Source organism: Candidatus Tisiphia endosymbiont of Myopa tessellatipennis, from assembly GCF_964031105.1.
In the GTDB taxonomy this organism is placed as follows: Bacteria; Pseudomonadota; Alphaproteobacteria; order Rickettsiales; family Rickettsiaceae; genus Tisiphia.
The window spans coordinates 467,471-485,727 of sequence record NZ_OZ035005.1 but is presented as its reverse complement, the minus strand read 5'-3'; the positions used below and the strand labels follow the sequence as shown (position 1 = coordinate 485,727).

At 31.0% G+C, this 18,257-nt stretch carries 21 protein-coding genes and 1 pseudogene; 18 read left to right on the top strand and 4 right to left on the bottom strand.

The genetic code is table 11. The features are described 5' to 3' along the window. The first annotated feature begins 23 nt into the window (after window positions 1-23). Both dusB and AAHN03_RS02425 read left to right on the top strand, forming a co-directional pair. The gene (gene dusB / locus AAHN03_RS02430) at window positions 24-995 is read left to right on the top strand and encodes a tRNA dihydrouridine synthase DusB (RefSeq protein WP_341761871.1); all 972 of its coding nucleotides are present in this window, start codon (window positions 24-26) and stop codon (window positions 993-995) included. Window positions 996-1,683: 688 nt separating this feature from the next. Then, window positions 1,684-1,866, top strand: a pseudogene (locus AAHN03_RS02425) (transposase); the annotation flags it as partial. 67 nt (window positions 1,867-1,933) lie between these two features. Here AAHN03_RS02425 and AAHN03_RS02420 read toward each other — a convergent pair. Then, window positions 1,934-2,266 (bottom strand): HesB/IscA family protein, encoded by a 333-nt coding sequence (locus AAHN03_RS02420; RefSeq protein ID WP_341761872.1) that lies wholly within the window; start codon window positions 2,264-2,266, stop codon window positions 1,934-1,936. Between the two features lie 215 nt (window positions 2,267-2,481). On the opposite strand from AAHN03_RS02420, the gene AAHN03_RS02415 reads away from it, so the two are divergent. The 6 genes from AAHN03_RS02415 (at window position 2,482) to AAHN03_RS02390 (ending at window position 7,804) form a co-directional block, all read left to right on the top strand. Beyond that, on the top strand, window positions 2,482-3,633 hold the full coding sequence (locus AAHN03_RS02415; protein WP_342278993.1) for a deoxyguanosinetriphosphate triphosphohydrolase: 1,152 nt from the start codon (window positions 2,482-2,484) through the stop codon (window positions 3,631-3,633). 3 nt (window positions 3,634-3,636) lie between these two features. Continuing rightward, window positions 3,637-5,370, top strand: coding sequence for an arginine--tRNA ligase (gene argS, locus AAHN03_RS02410; protein WP_342278992.1), 1,734 nt, complete (start codon window positions 3,637-3,639; stop codon window positions 5,368-5,370). 24 nt (window positions 5,371-5,394) lie between these two features. Further along, window positions 5,395-6,183, top strand: coding sequence for an SPOR domain-containing protein (locus AAHN03_RS02405; RefSeq protein WP_342278991.1), 789 nt, complete (start codon window positions 5,395-5,397; stop codon window positions 6,181-6,183). A gap of 207 nt (window positions 6,184-6,390) precedes the next feature. Continuing rightward, entirely contained in the window at window positions 6,391-6,786 is a 396-nt protein-coding gene (locus AAHN03_RS02400; protein WP_342278990.1) for a hypothetical protein, read from the top strand. Window positions 6,787-6,828: 42 nt separating this feature from the next. Beyond that, on the top strand, window positions 6,829-7,293 hold the full coding sequence (dut, locus tag AAHN03_RS02395) for a dUTP diphosphatase (RefSeq protein WP_342278989.1): 465 nt from the start codon (window positions 6,829-6,831) through the stop codon (window positions 7,291-7,293). A gap of 22 nt (window positions 7,294-7,315) precedes the next feature. Continuing rightward, window positions 7,316-7,804: an IS110 family transposase gene (locus AAHN03_RS02390; RefSeq protein WP_342278988.1), complete on the top strand. Its 489-nt coding sequence runs from the start codon at window positions 7,316-7,318 to the stop codon at window positions 7,802-7,804. Between the two features lie 67 nt (window positions 7,805-7,871). On the opposite strand, the gene AAHN03_RS02385 is transcribed toward AAHN03_RS02390, so the two are convergent. Beyond that, the gene (locus tag AAHN03_RS02385; protein WP_342278987.1) at window positions 7,872-8,576 is read right to left on the bottom strand and encodes a winged helix-turn-helix domain-containing protein; all 705 of its coding nucleotides are present in this window, start codon (window positions 8,574-8,576) and stop codon (window positions 7,872-7,874) included. Between the two features lie 471 nt (window positions 8,577-9,047). Here AAHN03_RS02385 and rpsF point away from each other — a divergent pair, with 471 nt between their 5' ends. The 7 genes from rpsF (at window position 9,048) to AAHN03_RS02350 (ending at window position 13,988) form a co-directional block, all read left to right on the top strand. Continuing rightward, on the top strand, window positions 9,048-9,416 hold the full coding sequence (gene rpsF / locus AAHN03_RS02380) for a 30S ribosomal protein S6 (RefSeq protein ID WP_341748149.1): 369 nt from the start codon (window positions 9,048-9,050) through the stop codon (window positions 9,414-9,416). Between the two features lie 27 nt (window positions 9,417-9,443). Further along, complete coding sequence (rpsR, locus tag AAHN03_RS02375; RefSeq protein WP_341762193.1) at window positions 9,444-9,728, top strand: 30S ribosomal protein S18; 285 nt, start codon at window positions 9,444-9,446, stop codon at window positions 9,726-9,728. Between the two features lie 13 nt (window positions 9,729-9,741). Then, window positions 9,742-10,296, top strand: coding sequence for a 50S ribosomal protein L9 (rplI, locus tag AAHN03_RS02370; protein WP_342278986.1), 555 nt, complete (start codon window positions 9,742-9,744; stop codon window positions 10,294-10,296). A gap of 256 nt (window positions 10,297-10,552) precedes the next feature. Continuing rightward, on the top strand, window positions 10,553-11,164 hold the full coding sequence (locus AAHN03_RS02365; RefSeq protein WP_342278985.1) for a hypothetical protein: 612 nt from the start codon (window positions 10,553-10,555) through the stop codon (window positions 11,162-11,164). A 99-nt stretch (window positions 11,165-11,263) separates the two neighbouring features. Then, window positions 11,264-12,325 carry an IS110 family transposase gene (locus AAHN03_RS02360; protein ID WP_342278984.1) on the top strand — a complete coding sequence of 354 codons (1,062 nt, stop codon included), beginning with the start codon at window positions 11,264-11,266 and terminating at the stop codon, window positions 12,323-12,325. 711 nt (window positions 12,326-13,036) lie between these two features. Next, a complete protein-coding gene (locus AAHN03_RS02355) occupies window positions 13,037-13,297 on the top strand; it encodes an IS110 family transposase (RefSeq protein ID WP_342278983.1) in 261 nt (86 codons plus the stop codon). Window positions 13,298-13,304: 7 nt separating this feature from the next. After that, window positions 13,305-13,988: a transposase gene (locus AAHN03_RS02350; protein WP_342278982.1), complete on the top strand. Its 684-nt coding sequence runs from the start codon at window positions 13,305-13,307 to the stop codon at window positions 13,986-13,988. Window positions 13,989-14,265: 277 nt separating this feature from the next. Here AAHN03_RS02350 and AAHN03_RS02345 read toward each other — a convergent pair whose 3' ends face one another. Next, window positions 14,266-14,667, bottom strand: coding sequence for a hypothetical protein (locus AAHN03_RS02345; RefSeq protein WP_342278981.1), 402 nt, complete (start codon window positions 14,665-14,667; stop codon window positions 14,266-14,268). A 335-nt stretch (window positions 14,668-15,002) separates the two neighbouring features. After that, the gene (locus AAHN03_RS02340) at window positions 15,003-15,737 is read right to left on the bottom strand and encodes a TylF/MycF/NovP-related O-methyltransferase (protein WP_342278980.1); all 735 of its coding nucleotides are present in this window, start codon (window positions 15,735-15,737) and stop codon (window positions 15,003-15,005) included. Window positions 15,738-15,754: 17 nt separating this feature from the next. Here AAHN03_RS02340 and AAHN03_RS02335 point away from each other — a divergent pair, with 17 nt between their 5' ends. The 3 genes from AAHN03_RS02335 (at window position 15,755) to AAHN03_RS02325 (ending at window position 18,239) form a co-directional block, all read left to right on the top strand. Beyond that, window positions 15,755-16,288 carry a sodium:solute symporter family transporter gene (locus AAHN03_RS02335; RefSeq protein WP_342278979.1) on the top strand — a complete coding sequence of 178 codons (534 nt, stop codon included), beginning with the start codon at window positions 15,755-15,757 and terminating at the stop codon, window positions 16,286-16,288. Between the two features lie 34 nt (window positions 16,289-16,322). Next, the gene (locus tag AAHN03_RS02330) at window positions 16,323-17,306 is read left to right on the top strand and encodes a hypothetical protein (RefSeq protein WP_342278978.1); all 984 of its coding nucleotides are present in this window, start codon (window positions 16,323-16,325) and stop codon (window positions 17,304-17,306) included. A gap of 171 nt (window positions 17,307-17,477) precedes the next feature. After that, window positions 17,478-18,239, top strand: coding sequence for a hypothetical protein (locus tag AAHN03_RS02325; RefSeq protein ID WP_342278977.1), 762 nt, complete (start codon window positions 17,478-17,480; stop codon window positions 18,237-18,239). Window positions 18,240-18,257: the final 18 nt, after the last annotated feature.

Genomic DNA, 18,257 nt, shown 5'->3' with positions numbered 1-18,257 from the left:
CTTAAAGTAATGAAAATATATTTATGATAAAAATAGGCAATATTCAGCTACCTCATCCGGTGATATTAGCTCCAATGTCTGGTGTTACTGATCTACCATTTAGAAAGTTAGTGAAAAAATTTGGTGCAGGACTTGTCGTTTCTGAAATGGTGGCAAGTAGAGCGATGATTATTGAAACAAGACAATCTTTGCAAAGATGTGCGATTATTGGGGACGATGCTACTGGTTCATGTGTACAGATTGCTGGGTGCGAACCTGATATAATAGCAGAATCAGCTAAAATGAATGAGGATATGGGGGCAAAGATTATTGATTTAAACTTTGGTTGTCCAGCTAAGAAAGTAGTAGGAGGATATTCTGGCTCAGCTTTAATGAGAGATGAGAAATTAGCTGCAAAAATTTTAGAAACTACGGTAAAATCTGTCAAAATCCCAGTAACTTTAAAAATGCGAACTGGTTGGGATGAGCAAACTAAGAATGCTCCAAATTTAGCAAAAATAGCCTATGATGTTGGAGTGCAAATGATCACCATTCATGGCAGAACAAGATGCCAGTTTTATTCAGGTCAAGCAGATTGGGAGTTTATAAGGCAAGTTAAAGATGTGGTGAGGATTCCAGTTATCGCTAATGGAGATATTACTTCTTTGTCTAAAGCCAAGGAATGCTTACAAAAATCAGGTGCTGATGGCATAATGGTTGGTCGGGGAGTATATGGTAGACCATGGTTTATTTCTCAAATAGCACATTATCTTAAAACCGGAGAAGAACTCCCGCCACCTTCAATAGCAGAGCAGCTAGAAATAATACTGAGTCATTATGATGCTATGTTAGAGTATTATGGAAATGATACAGCTGTTCAGCTAGCTAGAAAACATATAGGTTGGTATAGTAGTGGTTTAGCAAACTCAGCTGAATTTAGAGGAGGGGTTAATATGATGACTGATCCAATTCAGGTTAAAGAAAAGATCATGGAATTTTATGGAAAATTCTTTTAACATCGTGACCATAGTACCCTAAATTTTTCTATAATCGTTATAGCAAGGCTCTTTAGATGCCGTAGCGATCTAGGTAAACAGCTAGGCTGTTTTTTTAGAGTAACGCTTCGCGTATCTTGGATTGCCGCGTCGCCGCTTTTTCGCAACTCCTCGCAATGATGTATAGGGAAGCTATATTTACTAACTTTCGACAGTTATGGTAGAACTCCACGGGAGAAATATCAAGAACTCGGACATACTATTCCTTCTATAGAAGGAGTACATAAAAGTTATGATTCTTCAAAAGAAACTTTTGCTATACAGGATTACAAATATGACCAAGAATTTAAATCTGCTATTAAACAAAAAAATATATTAAGTAACCTCAGTTCGATATAAGAATTAATAATTCTTATATCGAACTGGCTTTGTTATAAGGAAAAATGCACTCTTGAAGCGGTTCTACGAGTGCATTTTAACTTTTTTCATCATTCAATATGTGATTTTAATTATTAAAATCACATATTGAATGGAGTGTTATATTTTAACAATCGGGTGGGCAGCCGTTTCAAACCTGATTGTTTCTATATATAACACTGAATTCGATGTAACTTGTTACATCGAATTCAGGTTAAGTACTAAAAGATAAGTCGTAATTTTATCTGACAATTAGCTTGTAACAAGGTCTATAAGTCACACAAGTAGCAAAATAGCATTAGTATTTTTACCTCCCTATAGCCCTAATCTTAATCCGATTGAACGATTATGGAAATTTATGCATAGAATTGTAACAAATAATAAATTTTACCATAATTTTGCTCAATTCTCAGAAGCTATAGATAGATTTTTTGCTAATATTGATAAATCAAAGGTAATTTGCTTACTCTTATAACTGACCAATTTCAGACTATAACTTTTAATCATTTTGCCAACTCTTCAGGTTAATTGAGTATATACAGTTATACAGAGAATGAATTACCACACCCACACTTATTTTTTGCAAGGGGGTTTCTAATTTCAAAATAGGAACTACCTAATTCTTCGATAAAATCTATTATACAATCAACCATAAGCTGCTGAGATATTTCATCGATAACTACTTTAATATTATCTTTTTCTATAGTACAGTCATCTTTTGTTATATCATTGCTTGGAACGAGAGCGTATTTATAAACAAATCCAGAACAGCCTCCACCATCAACAACTACTCTAAGAACCAAACTTGGATTACTTTCTAGTTTTATTAGCTCATCTACTCTTTTAAAAGCATTATCAGTAACTTTTATTGACATAATCTTATATTATAAAGACCATTAGAATAATCCTAAAAACCTAATTTTGCAAGAGTTTCATTTAAAAACCTTGAAAAGCTTGCTAGGTAATTCTATACTGGCTTTGTTATAAGGAAAAATGCACTCTTGAAGCGGCTGACGCGAGTGCATTTTAACTTTTTTCATCATTCGATGTAACTTGTTACATCGAATTCAAATTAAATAGGAGTTAATATATGCTTGCTTCATATGCAGTAGATCCAGCCAAGACTAGGGGGAGATTGTTTAATGAATATCCTACATCTTATAGAAATGAATTTGAACGAGATCGGGATCGCATAATTCATTCAAAGGCTTTCAGACGTTTACAATATAAAACTCAGGTTTTTATTAATCACGAGGGGGATCATTATCGGAATCGCCTTACTCATTCGATTGAAGTTTCTACGGTTGCACGTTCTATTGCTAGAACCCTTAATTTATCAAGTGATTTAGCAGAGACTATAGGTCTTGCTCATGATCTTGGGCATACTCCTTTCGGTCATGCAGGGGAGATAGCACTAAATAAATGTATGGAAGATTATGGTGGATTTTCCCATAATGCTCATTCATTAAAGATTCTTACTAAAGTAGAGAAAAGATATGCGGCTTATGATGGATTAAATTTGACATGGGAAGTGCTAGAAGGAATTGTGAAACATAATGGTCCTTTAATAAATAATATACCTAAATATATAGTAGAGTATGATTTACAACATAACCTTGATTTAACTCATTATTCTTCAGCTGAAGCCCAAATTGCTTCGTTAGCTGATGATATTAGTTATATTTCCCATGATTTAGAAGATAGTATTGGTGCCAAGATTATTGACTTTAATCATCTAACGGAAATTAAATTTATTGATCAATATGCTTTTGAAATTAAGTCCCAATTTGAAAATATAACAACATCTCGACTCATTTATGAAGTAGTGCGTAAGTTGATCAGCGATTTAATTGCTGATTTACTGCTACAAACAAATAATAATTTACAAAAACAGAAAATAATCACAACCGATGATATACGCCATCTTGATTATCAGCTTGTTAATTTTACTGACAAAGCAAAAGAGCGTATAATGGAAATTAAACAATTCTTGTATGATAAAGTATATAGGTATAATAAACTGACCTCTATAACTTTAAAATGTCAGAAAATTGTACAAGAGTTATTTAGAGTATATATGGATAATGTTGATTTATTACCATTTAGTTGGAAAGAATTAATTATACCAAGGGATATAAAATCTAAGGCTGATATAGTAGCAGATTATATAGCTGGCATGACTGACCGCTTTGCTATTCAAGAATATCAGGCTCTTTATTCCTTTAATTCTAACAATATTTGATTTATGAATATATTTAATAAATTACGTGACGATATCATTAGTGCAGCTAGACAAATATGCGATAATGAAGATGTGTTAAAATTGGCGGCTATAGAAATTCCTAAAGATAATCTCAATGGTGATCTTTCAAGTAATATAGCTATGATTATCGCTGCAAAACAAAATATTAAACCTAAGGAACTAGCTATTAGATTTAAGGAAATATTAACGCCTCTTCCATATATTGCATCTATAGAAGTTGCTGGTTCAGGATTTATTAACTTTACTATCAAAGCAGATATGTGGCATAACTCTATCAATGACATATTGTTGGATAAGGAGAATTTTTTTAAGATTAATTTTGGTAATAATCAAAAGGTTAATATTGAATATGTATCTGCAAATCCAACTGGTCCTATGCATATTGGTCATGCTAGAGGTGCTGTTTATGGTGATGCTTTAGCCAAAGTTCTAGATAGTACTGGCTATATTGTTACCAAAGAATATTACCTTAATGATGCCGGCTCTCAAGTGGATGACTTAGCTAATTCAGTTATTTTACGCTATAAACAAGCATTAACAAAAGAAGAGATCGTAATACCAGAAGGGCTTTATCCTGGAGAATATTTGGCAGATATTGGACAAAATTTGGTGGAAAAATTTGGTAATAAATTATTAACAATGGTCGATAGGCAACGTCATGAACTCGTTAAGGATTTTGCAATAGAAGAAATGTTAGCTATAATTAAGCAGGATTTAAAGGAGCTAGATATTGAACACGAGTTATTCTTCTCGGAAAAGTCACTGCATGATAGTGGTAAGATTGATGAAGTTGTACAAATGCTTACTAAAATGGGACTAATATATGAGGGGCAGTTGCCCCCCCCTAAAGGTAAAATAGATGAATCTTGGGATTCAAGAACTCAGAAATTGTTTAAATCTACGGCTTTTGGTGATAATCAAGATAGACCAATAGAAAAATCTGACGGTAGTTGGTCATATTTTGCCTCTGATTTAGCTTATGCTAAGGATAAAATAGATCGTGGTTTTGATCATCTAGTTTATATTCTAGGTGCAGATCATTGTGGTTACGTAAAAAGAATTGAGGCAATAGTTAAAGCCCTTGGTGGAGAAAAAGTTAAAGTTGATGTTAAGATTTGCCAGTTAGTAAATTTTGTTAAAAACGGTATCGCTATAAAAATGTCAAAACGTAGCGGTAATTTTACTAGTGTGCGAGATGTAACAAATGAGGTAGGTAAAGATATAATAAGATTTATAATGCTAACCCGTAAAAATGATATTGCTCTTGACTTCGACCTAGTAAAAGTAAAAGAACAATCAAAAGATAATCCTGTATTTTACGTACAATATGCTCATGTTAGGACAATATCTATACTGGAAAAAGCTAAAGAATCCATGCCAAAAGCATATGGTAAATTCTTAGAGAATGAGTATGACTTGTCGTTACTTTCCAGCGAAGAGGAAATAGAAATAATTAAACTTCTTGCTTCATGGTCAAAAGTTTTAGAGATTTCGGCAAAATATTTTGAACCCCACAGAGTAGCTTTTTATCTGATTAATTTAGCTTCAAAATTCCATGCTTTATGGAATTTTGGCAAAGAAAATAATGATTATCGGTTTTTAATTGAAGATAATATAGAGTTAACCACTGCTCGGCTTGCTTTAGCAAAGTCTATTCAAAAGATTATAAAAGTTGGTTTTGATGTTATAGGGGTAACGCCTATGAATAAAATGTAATGAAGTATTGTAATTTATAAGTTGATGACTAACCGCACTTTACTCTTACTAATTATTTTCTCAATAATTAGTGGTCTTACCTATTTAGTTTATACTAATTACAGCCGAAATAGTGGCCAAGTAGTAACAATTTACCCTGATCCATCACCTACAAAAATTAAACCACAAGATAGTGGGGGGATAGTGATACCAAATGCGAATAATATAATTTATGAGAGTTTACAACAAAAAAAGACCAATAAACCTGTAATATTACAACCTGAACCGGAAAAGCCATTAAATATCGCTAAACAAAAACTAGCAGAAAGTGATGAAGAACTTGACTCGATAGACACGATTTTATTTAGTATAGTAGAAACTGATCAAGCTAAGTATGAAAAACACAAACTAAGTAAAGATGAAGAAGAAACGGAAACAATTTTGCCTAATATAATAAAAAATGACTTGGTGCAAAAAGAGAATTTAATAGAGCAACAATCTAATAATAAAGCTGGTTTAAATGTCATAAAAGTTACTGAATCACATCGCAAAATTGATGAAACACAGTTAAATAAGTCGAATCAAGGTGGTTATAAAATTCAACTAGCCTCGGTAAAATCTGAATCAGAAGCTAACCAAGAAGGAGAAAGAATCAAAAAAAAATATGCAAAAATTCTTAATAATACAGTAATAACTATCAAGAAGGTGCAATCTGATAAAGGAAATTTCTTCTATTTAATATTAGTAGGTAATTACCAAAGTATAAGCCAAGCTAAAGCGATTTGTAATAAACTATCTGACAATCAGCAAGGTTGTATAATCACTAACCGTTGATGTATTAAAGAAATAGAAAAGTTAAAATAAAATAATAAATATATGAGTGAAGAAGTAACTGGTATTAACCATGCAATATAGAATAATTGTAGAAATATAAATAGTTCAGTGCTATAACTGTAAGATGAGTTGGTGTTCTGTTTATTGATTTTTTTAGGGTAATGAATGTTTAGTAAGTATGTAGTTAATATTTTTCTTTTTATTATAATGCTAATTTTATCTAGTTGCTCTGTCTATAAAGCTGCTTCTAATGAAGGTATTTCAGTATCAGATATAACTAAATGCCAAACGAAAGGTTGTTTTCTATCTCATGGTATGGAAATCGTTGATCGTCATCAAGAAGAAAATGGAAAATATATGGAAACATATAGGGCTATGGCAAGAAAATCTGGTTTGAATTATTTAAGAGCTGCTGGGCATGGAGTACTTGATGTTGTAACTCTTGGAGTATGGGAAGTGGTACTCCAGTTGAAGGGGCTATATCTAATAACCGAGGTTATATTACAGCTAGGGTTACTTATCCGTATAAAGAGGCAGAGAAGCTTGAAAAGATCGAAATTTATGATGCCAATGGTAAGAGGGTTAAGTAAAGTTGGAGTCTAAGTAATCAAGCTGATCAATATCATACCAAAAAATATTATATTTATGAACATTAAAATTAAAAAATTAGAACATTCTGCAGATCTTTTGCCTAGTTATGCTACTGAGCATAGTGCTGGTATGGATTTAATAGCAGCAAATATTGAACCAATAACTATAAAATCACAAGAAGTAAAGTTAGTCCCCACTGGAATTTGTATAGCATTACCTAGTCATTTAGAAGCTCAAATCAGACCAAGATCAGGTTTAGCACTAAAACATGGTGTTACCGTGCTGAATTCACTTGGTACAATTGATGCTGATTATCGTGGTGAGATAAAGGTAATTTTAATTAATCATCATCCTAAAGAAGATTTTGTAATTGAGCGTGGTATGAAAATTGCTCAAATGGTTATTGCTAGGTATGAGCAGATCTTATGGGATGAGGTTGATTCGTTAGATGAAACCTCTAGAGGTTCTGGTGGATTTGGTTCGACTGGGAAATTCTGTACTAGTTACGACTTAATCTGACAATAAGTAATAATCAGGCAGCTTGATAAGTAATAGCCAAGTTCTCTTATCTGAGTTAATTGTTGTCTTTGAACCTACTGGTGGATATGAACATAATTTAAGAGAATTTTTAAAAGTAAATAAATTGCCTTTTGCTACAGTACACCCTAATAAAGTGCGTAGTTATGCTAAAGCTAAAGGATGGCTTGCTAAAACTGATAATATCGATAGTAAATTGTTGCATGATTATGCAACGTGCTTTGCTTTACCAGTGAAGGTTACTTATGATAGTAATAGCCAACAACAGTTACATGCTTTATTAAAAAGAAGAGAACAATTATTTCGAAGAGTTCTTTATATGGCTGCAGTAGCTGCCTTACGATGTAATAAGCACCTACGCAATTTTTATGACCACTTAATTGCTAAACATAAACCAGCAAAAGTTGCTCTTGTTGCTGTTATGCGCAAATTACTAGCTTTTATGCACTCTATTGTAAAAAATAATTCTTCCTGGAATGAAAATTTATGTTAAGTTACTATTTTTTTATTGACTTCCATTACGGATGCTCAGGTTAAATAGATAATTTTTTACTTTAATTCTAAGAATTTGGCAAATCAAGGCAATATCCTATAGCACGGATCGTTTTTATAAATACCTCAGATTCTTTATTTTTTAGAGATGTTCTTATTCTATTTATATGTACATCAATAGTACGTAGGTCAATAGCTGTATCTCTGCCCCACACTTTGTCTACAATATCTTGACGGGAAAATATTACTTTAGGTGCTTTGATAAAAAGTTGTAAAATCTTAAATTCTGTTGGTCCTAAACGAATTATCCTGCCGTTATTAGTTACTTTATAGGTAGTAAGATCCATACTTACTTCCTTATATTTTATAACTTTATCTTGTAGAATTAAATTAGATCGTCGGAGTAATGATCTTATTGAAATCATTAGCTGATCTGAAGTGAATGGTTTAGTAAGAGAAACAACAAAGTTATTATCTTCCAAAGTATAATTAGACGGAGATTCTCCGGAATGTAGCAAAAAAATTATTGGTACTTTCTCTAAACCATTAATTTCTCTTAGTTTAGTTGCTATTTCTGTAGCAACTTTATCTTGTACCATTGAATCAACAATAATTATATCAGGGTGATTTGCAATAGAGTAGGCTATAGCTTTTTCTATTGTGTTAGCCTTAACAAGATTAAACCATTCTCTCTCTATGACATTAGATAAAGAAACGTTAATGCTTTTAGTTGATTCTATAATAAGAATTCTAGGTGGTAATTTATCGAACATTTTAAATACTAATTAAATGAAGACTTTAGGCATGACTAAATTCTTCTTTGTATACCCAAATGATTGAGGGATTGGAGCATAAAACAAGGTATAAGCATGCTAAACGTACATGTAAGTAATGTGAAGTACGCGAATCCTCAAAGTTTTTGCTGAGTCAATTTTTAAAGTAAAAAGAGTATAATTCAGTTATGCAAGAGTCTAATGTTACATTATTGTGAATTTATTGTAATGATATTAATTTGACTTTTTAAAGTGCAATATTATCGAATTAATTAATAAATTTCTACTAAATTTATTAATATAAGTCTACTAATTTAATTATTTATTTATAATCCGTGTAAAACGGTTATATTTTTGCAATCAAAAGGTATTAGTGATTTATTAATTATGCTCTATAATAAAGATAACACTTGAATTAAATGTTTTTTATTGTTATAAATGGCTTTATTTTGTAGCTGGAGATTCTTATATATGGCTTTTTACGAATCAGTTTTTATCATACGCCAAGATATTTCGTCTGCTGATGTAGATAAAATTACTGATGACTTTACTAAAATTGTTAAAGATAGTAACGGTGAAGTTATTAAAACTGAATATTGGGGTTTAAGAAGTTTAGCCTATAAAATTGGTAATAATAAAAAAGGACATTATGTTTTTATGGGGCTTAAAACTGATTTTTCGGTAATAAATGAACTGGAAAGGAAAATGAAGCTAAGTGAAAATATTATTAGGTTTGTTAATATCAATGTTGATTCAATAAGTGCTGAACCTTCGCCGATTCTAAGAAGTAAAGGTTCAGATCATGAAGAAATAGTTGATGTAACAATTAATAAAGACTAAATAGTAATAAAATTGGAAAAGATTAAAATGTTTGAGAATGATGCTGTTGACTCTCAGTCAATGACTAGAATGGCTGATAGAAATAATAAAAGAGTGTTTTTTAGAAAACGTAAGGGATGTCCTCTTTCTATTCCAAATGCTCCAGTAATTGATTACAAGAACCCTGATTTGTTAATAAAATTTGTATCAGAAGGTGGTAGAATGTTGCCTAGTAGGATTACCAATGTATGTGCCAAAAAGCAAAGAAAACTGAAGAATGCTATAAAAATTGCTAGAATCCTAGCGTTGTTGCCTTTTGTATTTCAAATTTGAGCAGAGGAATAAGATGGAAGTTATTTTGATTAAACCTGTAAGAAAACTTGGAAAGATTGCAGAGATTCTTAAGGTAAAAAAGGGGTTTGCTCGTAATTATCTTATCCCCAAAAAATTAGCAATTAGGGCAACAGAACCTAATAAACAGTTCATAGAAGCCCAAAAACATGATCTTGAAACGAAGGAGCTAAAAATAAGATCTGAGGCAGAAGCTATTAATAATGTTATAAGTGGTAAGGAATTAATATTTATTAAGCAGTCTGCTGATGATGGTCGGTTGTTTGGTTCAGTGAATAATAAAGAAATTGCTGAAAGTTTGTCTAAGGCTTCTTTGCACTTAATATCACATTTAAGTATAGTTCTTGAGAAACCGATAAAGTCAACAGGTGTATTCGTGGTAGAGGTTAGGTTGCACGCTGAGCTTAGTACAAATATAACGGTAATTGTTGCAAGGTCAGAATCTGAAGCACAAGATTACTCAAGGAACAATAAGCAAGATACTATTGACCTCCTTGAAAGTTCTGATCAACAAGAAACCTCTACTCCTAACGATGTGGAGCAGATATAAGGTTTTGTCGCATTTGTAAATCGTGTTCTAACGAAAATTGTAAAACCTTAGATTCTGGACATTATGATGCCATGAGCATAACAAAATTCTCAAAAGTAGAAAAATTATTATTAGCTCCAGTAATTTGTCTTTTTTGAATCATATGAATATTTTCTATACCAGTAATGGTAAAAGATATATTTTAAGAAAAAATGGTTCTATAGCCCGAAAAGTTGAGTTTGATAGGAATAACTGAGTTGAAAAACTAGTTAGCAAGGTGGAAGAACGTAATATATATGTATCAACGCATAAGAAAGCAAAGCCAAAAACCGGTTTAAATAATGTTCAAAAAATTGCCAAAGAATGGCGGATAGATAAATTTATCAACCTAAAATTAGACGGCAACCAAATAGTGGTTGAAATTGATCAAGATAAGAAAAAAGAGTTGTTTGCTCTTGATGGTTGTTATGCGATTGAAACACAGATTGAAATTAAACTGATGAGTAAAGAATTGGTTGATAAAGCTTACCATAATTTACATGAAGTAGAATTGAATTTTAGCAGTATGAAGACAGGATTACTCGAGGTAAGACCGATCTTTTTAAGGAAAAGCAACAGAACGAAGGGACATGTATTTGTTTGCATGTTGGCATTAAAAATATGGCACTATATGAAAAATAAGTTGAAACAAGGTTGTGGCGTAACCAAGGATGGTAAATATAATGTGACCATTGAGGAAGCATTAAGAGAGCTGGATAAAGTATGTTTTTTATATTACACAATCAAGGGTTGCAAAGTTGCAAGATTACCAAAATTAAGCGAGTTTCAACAAAATTTATTCAATTTATTTGATTTAACGATGCCCCAAATGACAAAATCTGCAAAATGATAAAATAATGGTATGGATCTCCTGATATACAGAATGAAAAGCAGTTGCTAATCTTCTAAAGTTAATATTAAATATTAAAATAACAATCAGGAGGCTAAGATGGAAGTTACCACAATTGGTATAGATATTGCAAAAAGAATTTTCCAAATTCATGGTGTAGATAAAAATGGTAAGACGGTATTAAAGAAAAAATTAATGAGAGATCAAGTTTTAACATTTATGGCTAATTTACCAAAATGTTTGGTAGGGATGGAAGCTTGCGGCGGAGCTAGTTACTGGGCAAGAGAAATAACTAAATTGGGGCATACAGTAAAACTAATGGCAGCACAATTTGTCAAACCGTATGTTAAAACTAATAAAAATGATCAAGCTGATGCAGAAGCTATATGTGAAGCGGTAACAAGACCAAATATGAGGTTTGTACCAATTAGAACTGTAGAACAACAAGATATTTTATCAATTCATCGAGTAAGAGAGAGATTGGTAAAAAATCGTACTGCCCTTGCTAATGAAATTAGGGGTCTACTACATGAATTTGGTTTTATTATTCCTCAAGGGATCAATAAGGTTATGACAAAATTAACCGAGATTTTAGATGAAGGAAATTTAAGCCAGCTGGGTTATCAAACATTTAGTGAACTGAAAGAGGAATTTTTGGATAATGACAAAAAAATAAAAGAGATAGAAAAAAGATTAAAAATAATAGCTAGCAACTTAACTCAATATCAACGATTAACAGCTATACCTAGTCTTGGTTTAATTACTGCTACTGCTTTAATAGCATCAATAGGTAATGCTACAAGTTTTGAGAATGGTAGGCAATTATCGGCATGGCTTGGATTGGTGCCAAGGCAGCATTCCAGTGGAGGGAAAGATAAGTTGCTTGGAATTAGCAAGCGAGGTGATGTTTACTTGCGTACTCTATTGATCCAAGGAGCTAGAGCTGTACTAAATGCCAAGATAAGATTTACATCGGAAGAACAAAAATCTAAAAAAGATTTTAGCAAATTTACGCAGTGGATGTTTAATTTATCTGAGCGAAATGGACATAATAAAACAGTAGTTGCTGTAGCTAATAAACTGGCAAGAGTGGTGTTTGCAGTACTAAGGTCAGGGGATGATTATGTAGAGAGTAAAGTTTGTAGCACAGAGCTATTATAATTAACATAAAATAAAATAAATAGTGGTTTATTAATTAATAGGTAAACAAAGAATATGTAAGAGATTCCAACCCGGAATATGCGTGAGATAATAATATTGATGGTAAATAAGACAAACCTTAGCTTACAAAGAAACTGATGACTACAATGGCTCTTTGAAGCCGATAAAATGATAAGTATATAGTAAATTTGTAAGCCAGCGAATTCCATCAGGGCTGTAGGATAAATTACACATAATTTATTAACTATAAGCCGGATACATGTATGCATTTGCATTTTTGCTATTAGATGTTATTTTTTTCTTGCATTTTACAGGAGGTTCATACATGTAGTCAGTAACGAGAATTTAATTCTACACTCCACTCGTCGCATAATACTCACGTTCTATAGCATAATTTCTGCTCATATTTATCTCGAAGATGAGTCGCCCCACTCGAGAAAAAGTTTAGAAAATCAAACATAGCTTTTTCTTTTTTATTACTTACTAAATCATTCTATCATTAATTATGCTATCACTAAGTTATTTTATCATTACCTAGGTTCTTATATCTTTAAATTATGATATAAGTAATTGTAAGAGGGTGACTTGATAGGTTCTTGATTGAAATAATCGTGCACAGAATAAGTACCCTCTTACAAGGTTTGCTTTGAACAAATTGCAGAAGGTGCTGGAAGCAGCAGCCTTGCACAATAAGATGAAGGAGATTATATCATGAGTAAAATAATAGGTCTAGATGTAAGTAAAAAATGGTTAGATATATGTTTATATGAGTCTAACAATAAACCGATATATAATCGTTTTTCCAATGATAAGTTAGGGCATGAAGAACTGATAAAATTAATAAAAGAGCAAGAAATTAAGATAATAGTATGTGAGCCTACTGGAGGTTATGAAGCAGAGATTTGCCAAGAATTGTATAATAATAAGCAACAGATACATAAGGTCAATACCTATAGTTTTAATTCTATTTAGTAAATCGGTGAATTTGTGTAAAACTGATAAGAAGGACGCATTTAAATTAGCATATTATGGCGATAAGATGCAACTTACAGCTAATTATTTATATCAAGTTGAATCAGAGACTTTGAAGAGATGTCAGCAAAGGCGAGAAGATTTAGTATTAATGCTTAGCAATGAAAAGAAGAGGCTACATCATAGTATTGATGGCATTGATAAAGAGAGTATAGAAAAACTCATTAAATTTTTACAGAATGAAATAGCTGAGCTTGATAAGAAATTAAATGAGGTAATAGATGAATCAGAAGAGTTGAAAGAGAAGGTAAAAATATTAGAGAGTGTGCCTGGTATTGGTAAATGCGTAGCTAAAAAACTAATTAGTTTTTTACCTGAATTAGGAAATAAAAATTATAGTAGTAACGAATTGTCAGCAATTGTGGGGATAGCTCCTTATGCTCGTGATAGTGGTAATAAGCAAGGACGAAGATTTATTAGAGGTGGCAGGAAAATACCACGAGATGCTTTATACATGGCGGTATTGGCGGGGAAAAATGGTGTCAAAAATAGTTTTCAATATTTAAAAGCTTTATATGATAGGCTTGTTAACAATTTTAAACCTAAAAAGGTTGCTATAGTTGCGTGCATGCGTAAACTACTTGAAGTGTGCCATAAACTTATTCAACAAAAACGTTGTTTTGTTATTTAGATAAATATTTTTTATTTTTTTGAAAATTTAGATAAAAGATAATTGCTGTTGACAAAAATTGTAGTTAGGAAAAAGGAATAAAAAGTTGTCATAGTAAGAAGAAATGGTAGTTTCTAGTTATCAAAAAAAGGAACTATCAATATGAAGTATTACATAGAAGAACAAGCATGGGAAGTAATTTTATCATTTTTCCCGACTTCCGCATTTTTTAATAAGGCATAAGCTTAGAAGGGTCATAGTGCTGGGATTTTTAAAATTTAGGCACAACATTATTTTGTTATTTTAAATATATTGCAGCATGGTCTGAACGTTTGATGTTAAAGGTTTTATAGATTTTTCTAGCTTCGTTTTTTATTGCACTTGGTAGTCTATAAAAATCACCAGTCTTTGTATGTCTTAAGATTGAAGCCTGTACTGATATTAATAATTCAACGATGTTAGTTACACTGATCTTTTGGGTCAGAGCAACCTTGTATTCTATAGTCTTAAGCACTGCAAAACTCATATAACACATAGCTATGTGTGCTTCTATCCTTTGTTTAGTCCAGTGAAAAATTGGACGCATTTGTAAATTATGTTTATTGATTCTAAATTGCTCTTCAATTACCCATAATCTAGCATATTTTGCTATTGCTTCATGTGGAGTTATAGTCTGATCATTGGTGATTACCCCATGCATGCCATCCCACAACGCATCCTGCTCTATCTTCTCTGCGTCAATATAGCTCTTGCCATTTTCACTAGAAGTATATTTTTTTACTCCACTATTAGATATAAGAACCTAGAACACATGGATTTAAACAGGAGATTATTTTTTATCGACGCTAGACGAGTAGATGAAGTTGCTTGGTCAAAGGAGCAGTTAAATAGTCCGCTATCGAGGCAAGATATCCCACACACCACATATTAATCCCATTCCGGACCATAATTCTTGCCATTTTATATCTCGAAGATAAGAGTAGAGTTCATCTCTAAACAGTCAGAAACATTTGCTACATAAAGGCTATATGTGATTTAACAAATACGTACTAAGACTTGCTCATGAAACTTATTATAAGCTATGTATTCAAAAGATAAATTAGTATGCTGTATAAATTCTATAAATGACTTATGCTCATGTTCTTCCCAGCCATCGTAATTAAAATATTCATCAAATAATAAAAATGTGCCAACTACTATATTTGTAGATAGATATTTAAATATACTTTTAGTTGAGGAATATAAATCACAATCTATATGTATTAAAGATATGGGTGTGTCTTTTATTTCATTTTTAAACTGGGGGATAGTGTCTTCAAACATACCTTTATATATTGATACATTTGCCAATAAAGGTGGGACAATATCATCGCTTAATTTAAATGTACCTTTATTTGCTCCAGTACGCCAGTCTTCTAGAAGACCATCAAATGAATCAAATCCATAAACAACATTTTTAGAATTCAGTGCTGCAATAATGTTAATAGTTTTGCCAGTGCATACTCCAAATTCAATAATAAGACTATTAGTAACTGTTTTAACACTTTCTAGTGTAAATTTTAATATATCCGCATCGCAATCAAAAATTATGCAACCACGCATGTGCTTTTTTATGTAGTTTATAGTAGACAAATGATCTGTTACAGGTCTATTGGCTGTACAAAAATGAAGTATTTGATTATTGCCATAATTATGCTTTAATTTTACATCCGGGAATATAATTGCATTATTTTGAAAATAATTGTAATTTTTAAAAGGTATTTTATGCATAACAAAAACAATTTTATATGTATATATCAAAATTATCTTATTTGGACATTAGTATCATTGTTTTATATTTACTAATTACTATTGTAGTAGGAGTATACTATAGAGCAGAAAACGTTAATATAATAGATTATGCAATTGCTAAAAAACAACTTAGTTACCCTATATTATTGTTCAGCTCACTTGCCACTATAATTGGTGCAGGTTCTACTGTAGGAACAATATCTGAAATATATAAACTAGGTGTTATATTTATAATACCTAATTTTGGATATGTTTTAGGTAGCTTTTTATTTGCAAAATTCATAGCCATAAAAATTGATAATAGATTTAATAACAATATATCAGCTAGTGATATAATTAAAATCTTTTATGGTAAAAACGCGTCCATTGTAACAGCTATAATTGGATTTTCTTATTGTACAGGAATAGCTGGAGTACAAATTACTGCCTTAGGTCATATATTTAACTCTTTACTTGGTATGCAATATGAAATGGGAGTGATAATAGGCGGATTAATTATAGTAGTCTATTCATGTACTAGGTGGATTTAGATCAGTAGCAATAACAGATGTAATACAATTTACATTGTTAATTGTAGTTATACCAATACTAGCAAGTGTAATGCTGAATAAGGCTGGAGGTATGACAGCTATACTACTACAATCTAAAAGTAATAAACTATCATTTTTCAATCAGGCTGATTACTTAAATTATATTATACTATTTTTTGCCTTATCTATGCCTACGCATCATTTAAATCCCTCATTAATACAAAGATATCTAGCCGCAATTAATCCAAAAGACATACAGTCAATAATGTATACTTATTGTTTTATAAAGTCTGCACTTATATTTACTTTAGCAATTATCGCATTATCTGGGTTAATTATATATCCTAATATTTTACCACATCACCTATTAAATATAGCAATAATAAACTTATTACCTAGTATAGTCAAAGGTTTAACTATTGCTGGTATTTTTGCGGTAATTATGTCAACTGCTGATTCAAATATCAACTCAGCAGCTATCCTACTATCACATAATTGTATATTTAAAATACATTCTAGCTTCAATGAATTAAAGTTAGCTAAAATTGCAACATTTATTAGCGGAATTATAGGCATAAGTATTGGTTTGTTAAACTTAAATATTATTAGAGTTATTATGGACTTAGAATTAATATGGGGCATAATGGTTGGTATACCTATGATCATAGGTATTTTAAGACTAAGTAGACCACTTAATTTTTTTTGGTACTGCTGTGTTATAACATGTATTACAATGTTTTTAAATTATTACCTTAAAGTTGAGATTTGTATAAGTACACTTATAGTATCGTTACTAATATCACTCATGATATTAGTTTATAATTTATGGTGCAATAGTGGATTTAGATTAAGGTTAAATAAAAATATTACAAGCAAAAAGCAACATATTATTAAGTCTCAGTATAATATCACCCAATTTATACACTTTATTAAAAATAAAATGGAAGAAAATTCTATCAATGTAAAAGTATATGGTACATTTTGTTGTATAAATTATATAGTACCATGGTTCATGTAGGACTCTGATAAGGTTGATAACTTTAATGTAATCCTAGCATTACGTTTTATAGCAGGTCTTATTTGTGTAATATTATTAACGCATGATTATTGGCATAAAAAATATATCAAATATTTCCCATTATATTGGTATTTTACTTTAATATACACTTTACCTCTATTCACAACATTTATGGCATTGAATAACTCTACTTCTCAGTTTTGGTTAATTAATATTTCTCTTGCTATATTTCTGCTAGCTATGCTAGTTGATTGGCTTAGCTTTTGTATTATTTCATTTATTGGAATTATACTGGGAATAACATTACATTATGTTATTATACCGCATTCTATTCAAGCAATACACTGTGAAGCAATGTATAATTTTATATATATAGTAATATATAGTACAACCATAGGATTCATTTTTAATAAAAGAAAAGAACTAGTAAGTACAGCAAGATTTAATACTGCAAAAAATATAGCTGGAACGATGATGCATGAAATTAAGTCACCATTACTTACACTTGCCTTAATTAATAATAATATTAAAAGAAAAATAAACAATCAAGACGATATAGGCACATTAAAAAAAATCTTGCCTAGAATAGATCAAGTCATTACAGAAACAGAATATTTAGTAGATAATATTTTAGCAAAATTAAAAAAAGATAGTAGCGATATAAAATTAGAGCTATTATCTATCAAGCATGAAATAAATGTAATAATAGATTCTTATCCATTCATAAAGGACGAGCAAAATAAAGTGATACTATCAATAAACTATAATTTTAGTTTTTTAGGTGACAGTAGTTTATTTAAGCATGTCATACATAATTTACTTAAAAATAGTTTGTATTATACTAGGTCAAATAGTAATGCAAAAATATATATAACGTCAGAACGAATTAATGAATACAATTATCTTTTTTTAAAGATACAGGTGAAGGTATAAAGCAAGAAGATTGAGGGA

Bases quoted from the DNA above. Each gene is read 5' to 3' on its own strand.
- dusB (WP_341761871.1), top strand. From the start codon at position 24: ATGATAAAAATAGGCAATATTCAGCTACCTCATCCGGTGATATTAGCT.
- AAHN03_RS02420 (WP_341761872.1), bottom strand. From the start codon at position 2,266: ATGTCAATAAAAGTTACTGATAATGCTTTTAAAAGAGTAGATGAGCTA.
- AAHN03_RS02415 (WP_342278993.1), top strand. From the start codon at position 2,482: ATGCTTGCTTCATATGCAGTAGATCCAGCCAAGACTAGGGGGAGATTG.
- argS (WP_342278992.1), top strand. From the start codon at position 3,637: ATGAATATATTTAATAAATTACGTGACGATATCATTAGTGCAGCTAGA.
- AAHN03_RS02405 (WP_342278991.1), top strand. From the start codon at position 5,395: ATGACTAACCGCACTTTACTCTTACTAATTATTTTCTCAATAATTAGT.
- AAHN03_RS02400 (WP_342278990.1), top strand. From the start codon at position 6,391: ATGCTAATTTTATCTAGTTGCTCTGTCTATAAAGCTGCTTCTAATGAA.
- dut (WP_342278989.1), top strand. From the start codon at position 6,829: ATGAACATTAAAATTAAAAAATTAGAACATTCTGCAGATCTTTTGCCT.
- AAHN03_RS02385 (WP_342278987.1), bottom strand. From the start codon at position 8,576: ATGTTCGATAAATTACCACCTAGAATTCTTATTATAGAATCAACTAAA.
- rpsF (WP_341748149.1), top strand. From the start codon at position 9,048: ATGGCTTTTTACGAATCAGTTTTTATCATACGCCAAGATATTTCGTCT.
- rpsR (WP_341762193.1), top strand. From the start codon at position 9,444: ATGTTTGAGAATGATGCTGTTGACTCTCAGTCAATGACTAGAATGGCT.
- rplI (WP_342278986.1), top strand. From the start codon at position 9,742: ATGGAAGTTATTTTGATTAAACCTGTAAGAAAACTTGGAAAGATTGCA.
- AAHN03_RS02360 (WP_342278984.1), top strand. From the start codon at position 11,264: ATGGAAGTTACCACAATTGGTATAGATATTGCAAAAAGAATTTTCCAA.
- AAHN03_RS02355 (WP_342278983.1), top strand. From the start codon at position 13,037: ATGAGTAAAATAATAGGTCTAGATGTAAGTAAAAAATGGTTAGATATA.
- AAHN03_RS02345 (WP_342278981.1), bottom strand. From the start codon at position 14,667: ATGCATGGGGTAATCACCAATGATCAGACTATAACTCCACATGAAGCA.
- AAHN03_RS02340 (WP_342278980.1), bottom strand. From the start codon at position 15,737: ATGCATAAAATACCTTTTAAAAATTACAATTATTTTCAAAATAATGCA.
- AAHN03_RS02335 (WP_342278979.1), top strand. From the start codon at position 15,755: ATGTATATATCAAAATTATCTTATTTGGACATTAGTATCATTGTTTTA.
- AAHN03_RS02325 (WP_342278977.1), top strand. From the start codon at position 17,478: ATGGCATTGAATAACTCTACTTCTCAGTTTTGGTTAATTAATATTTCT.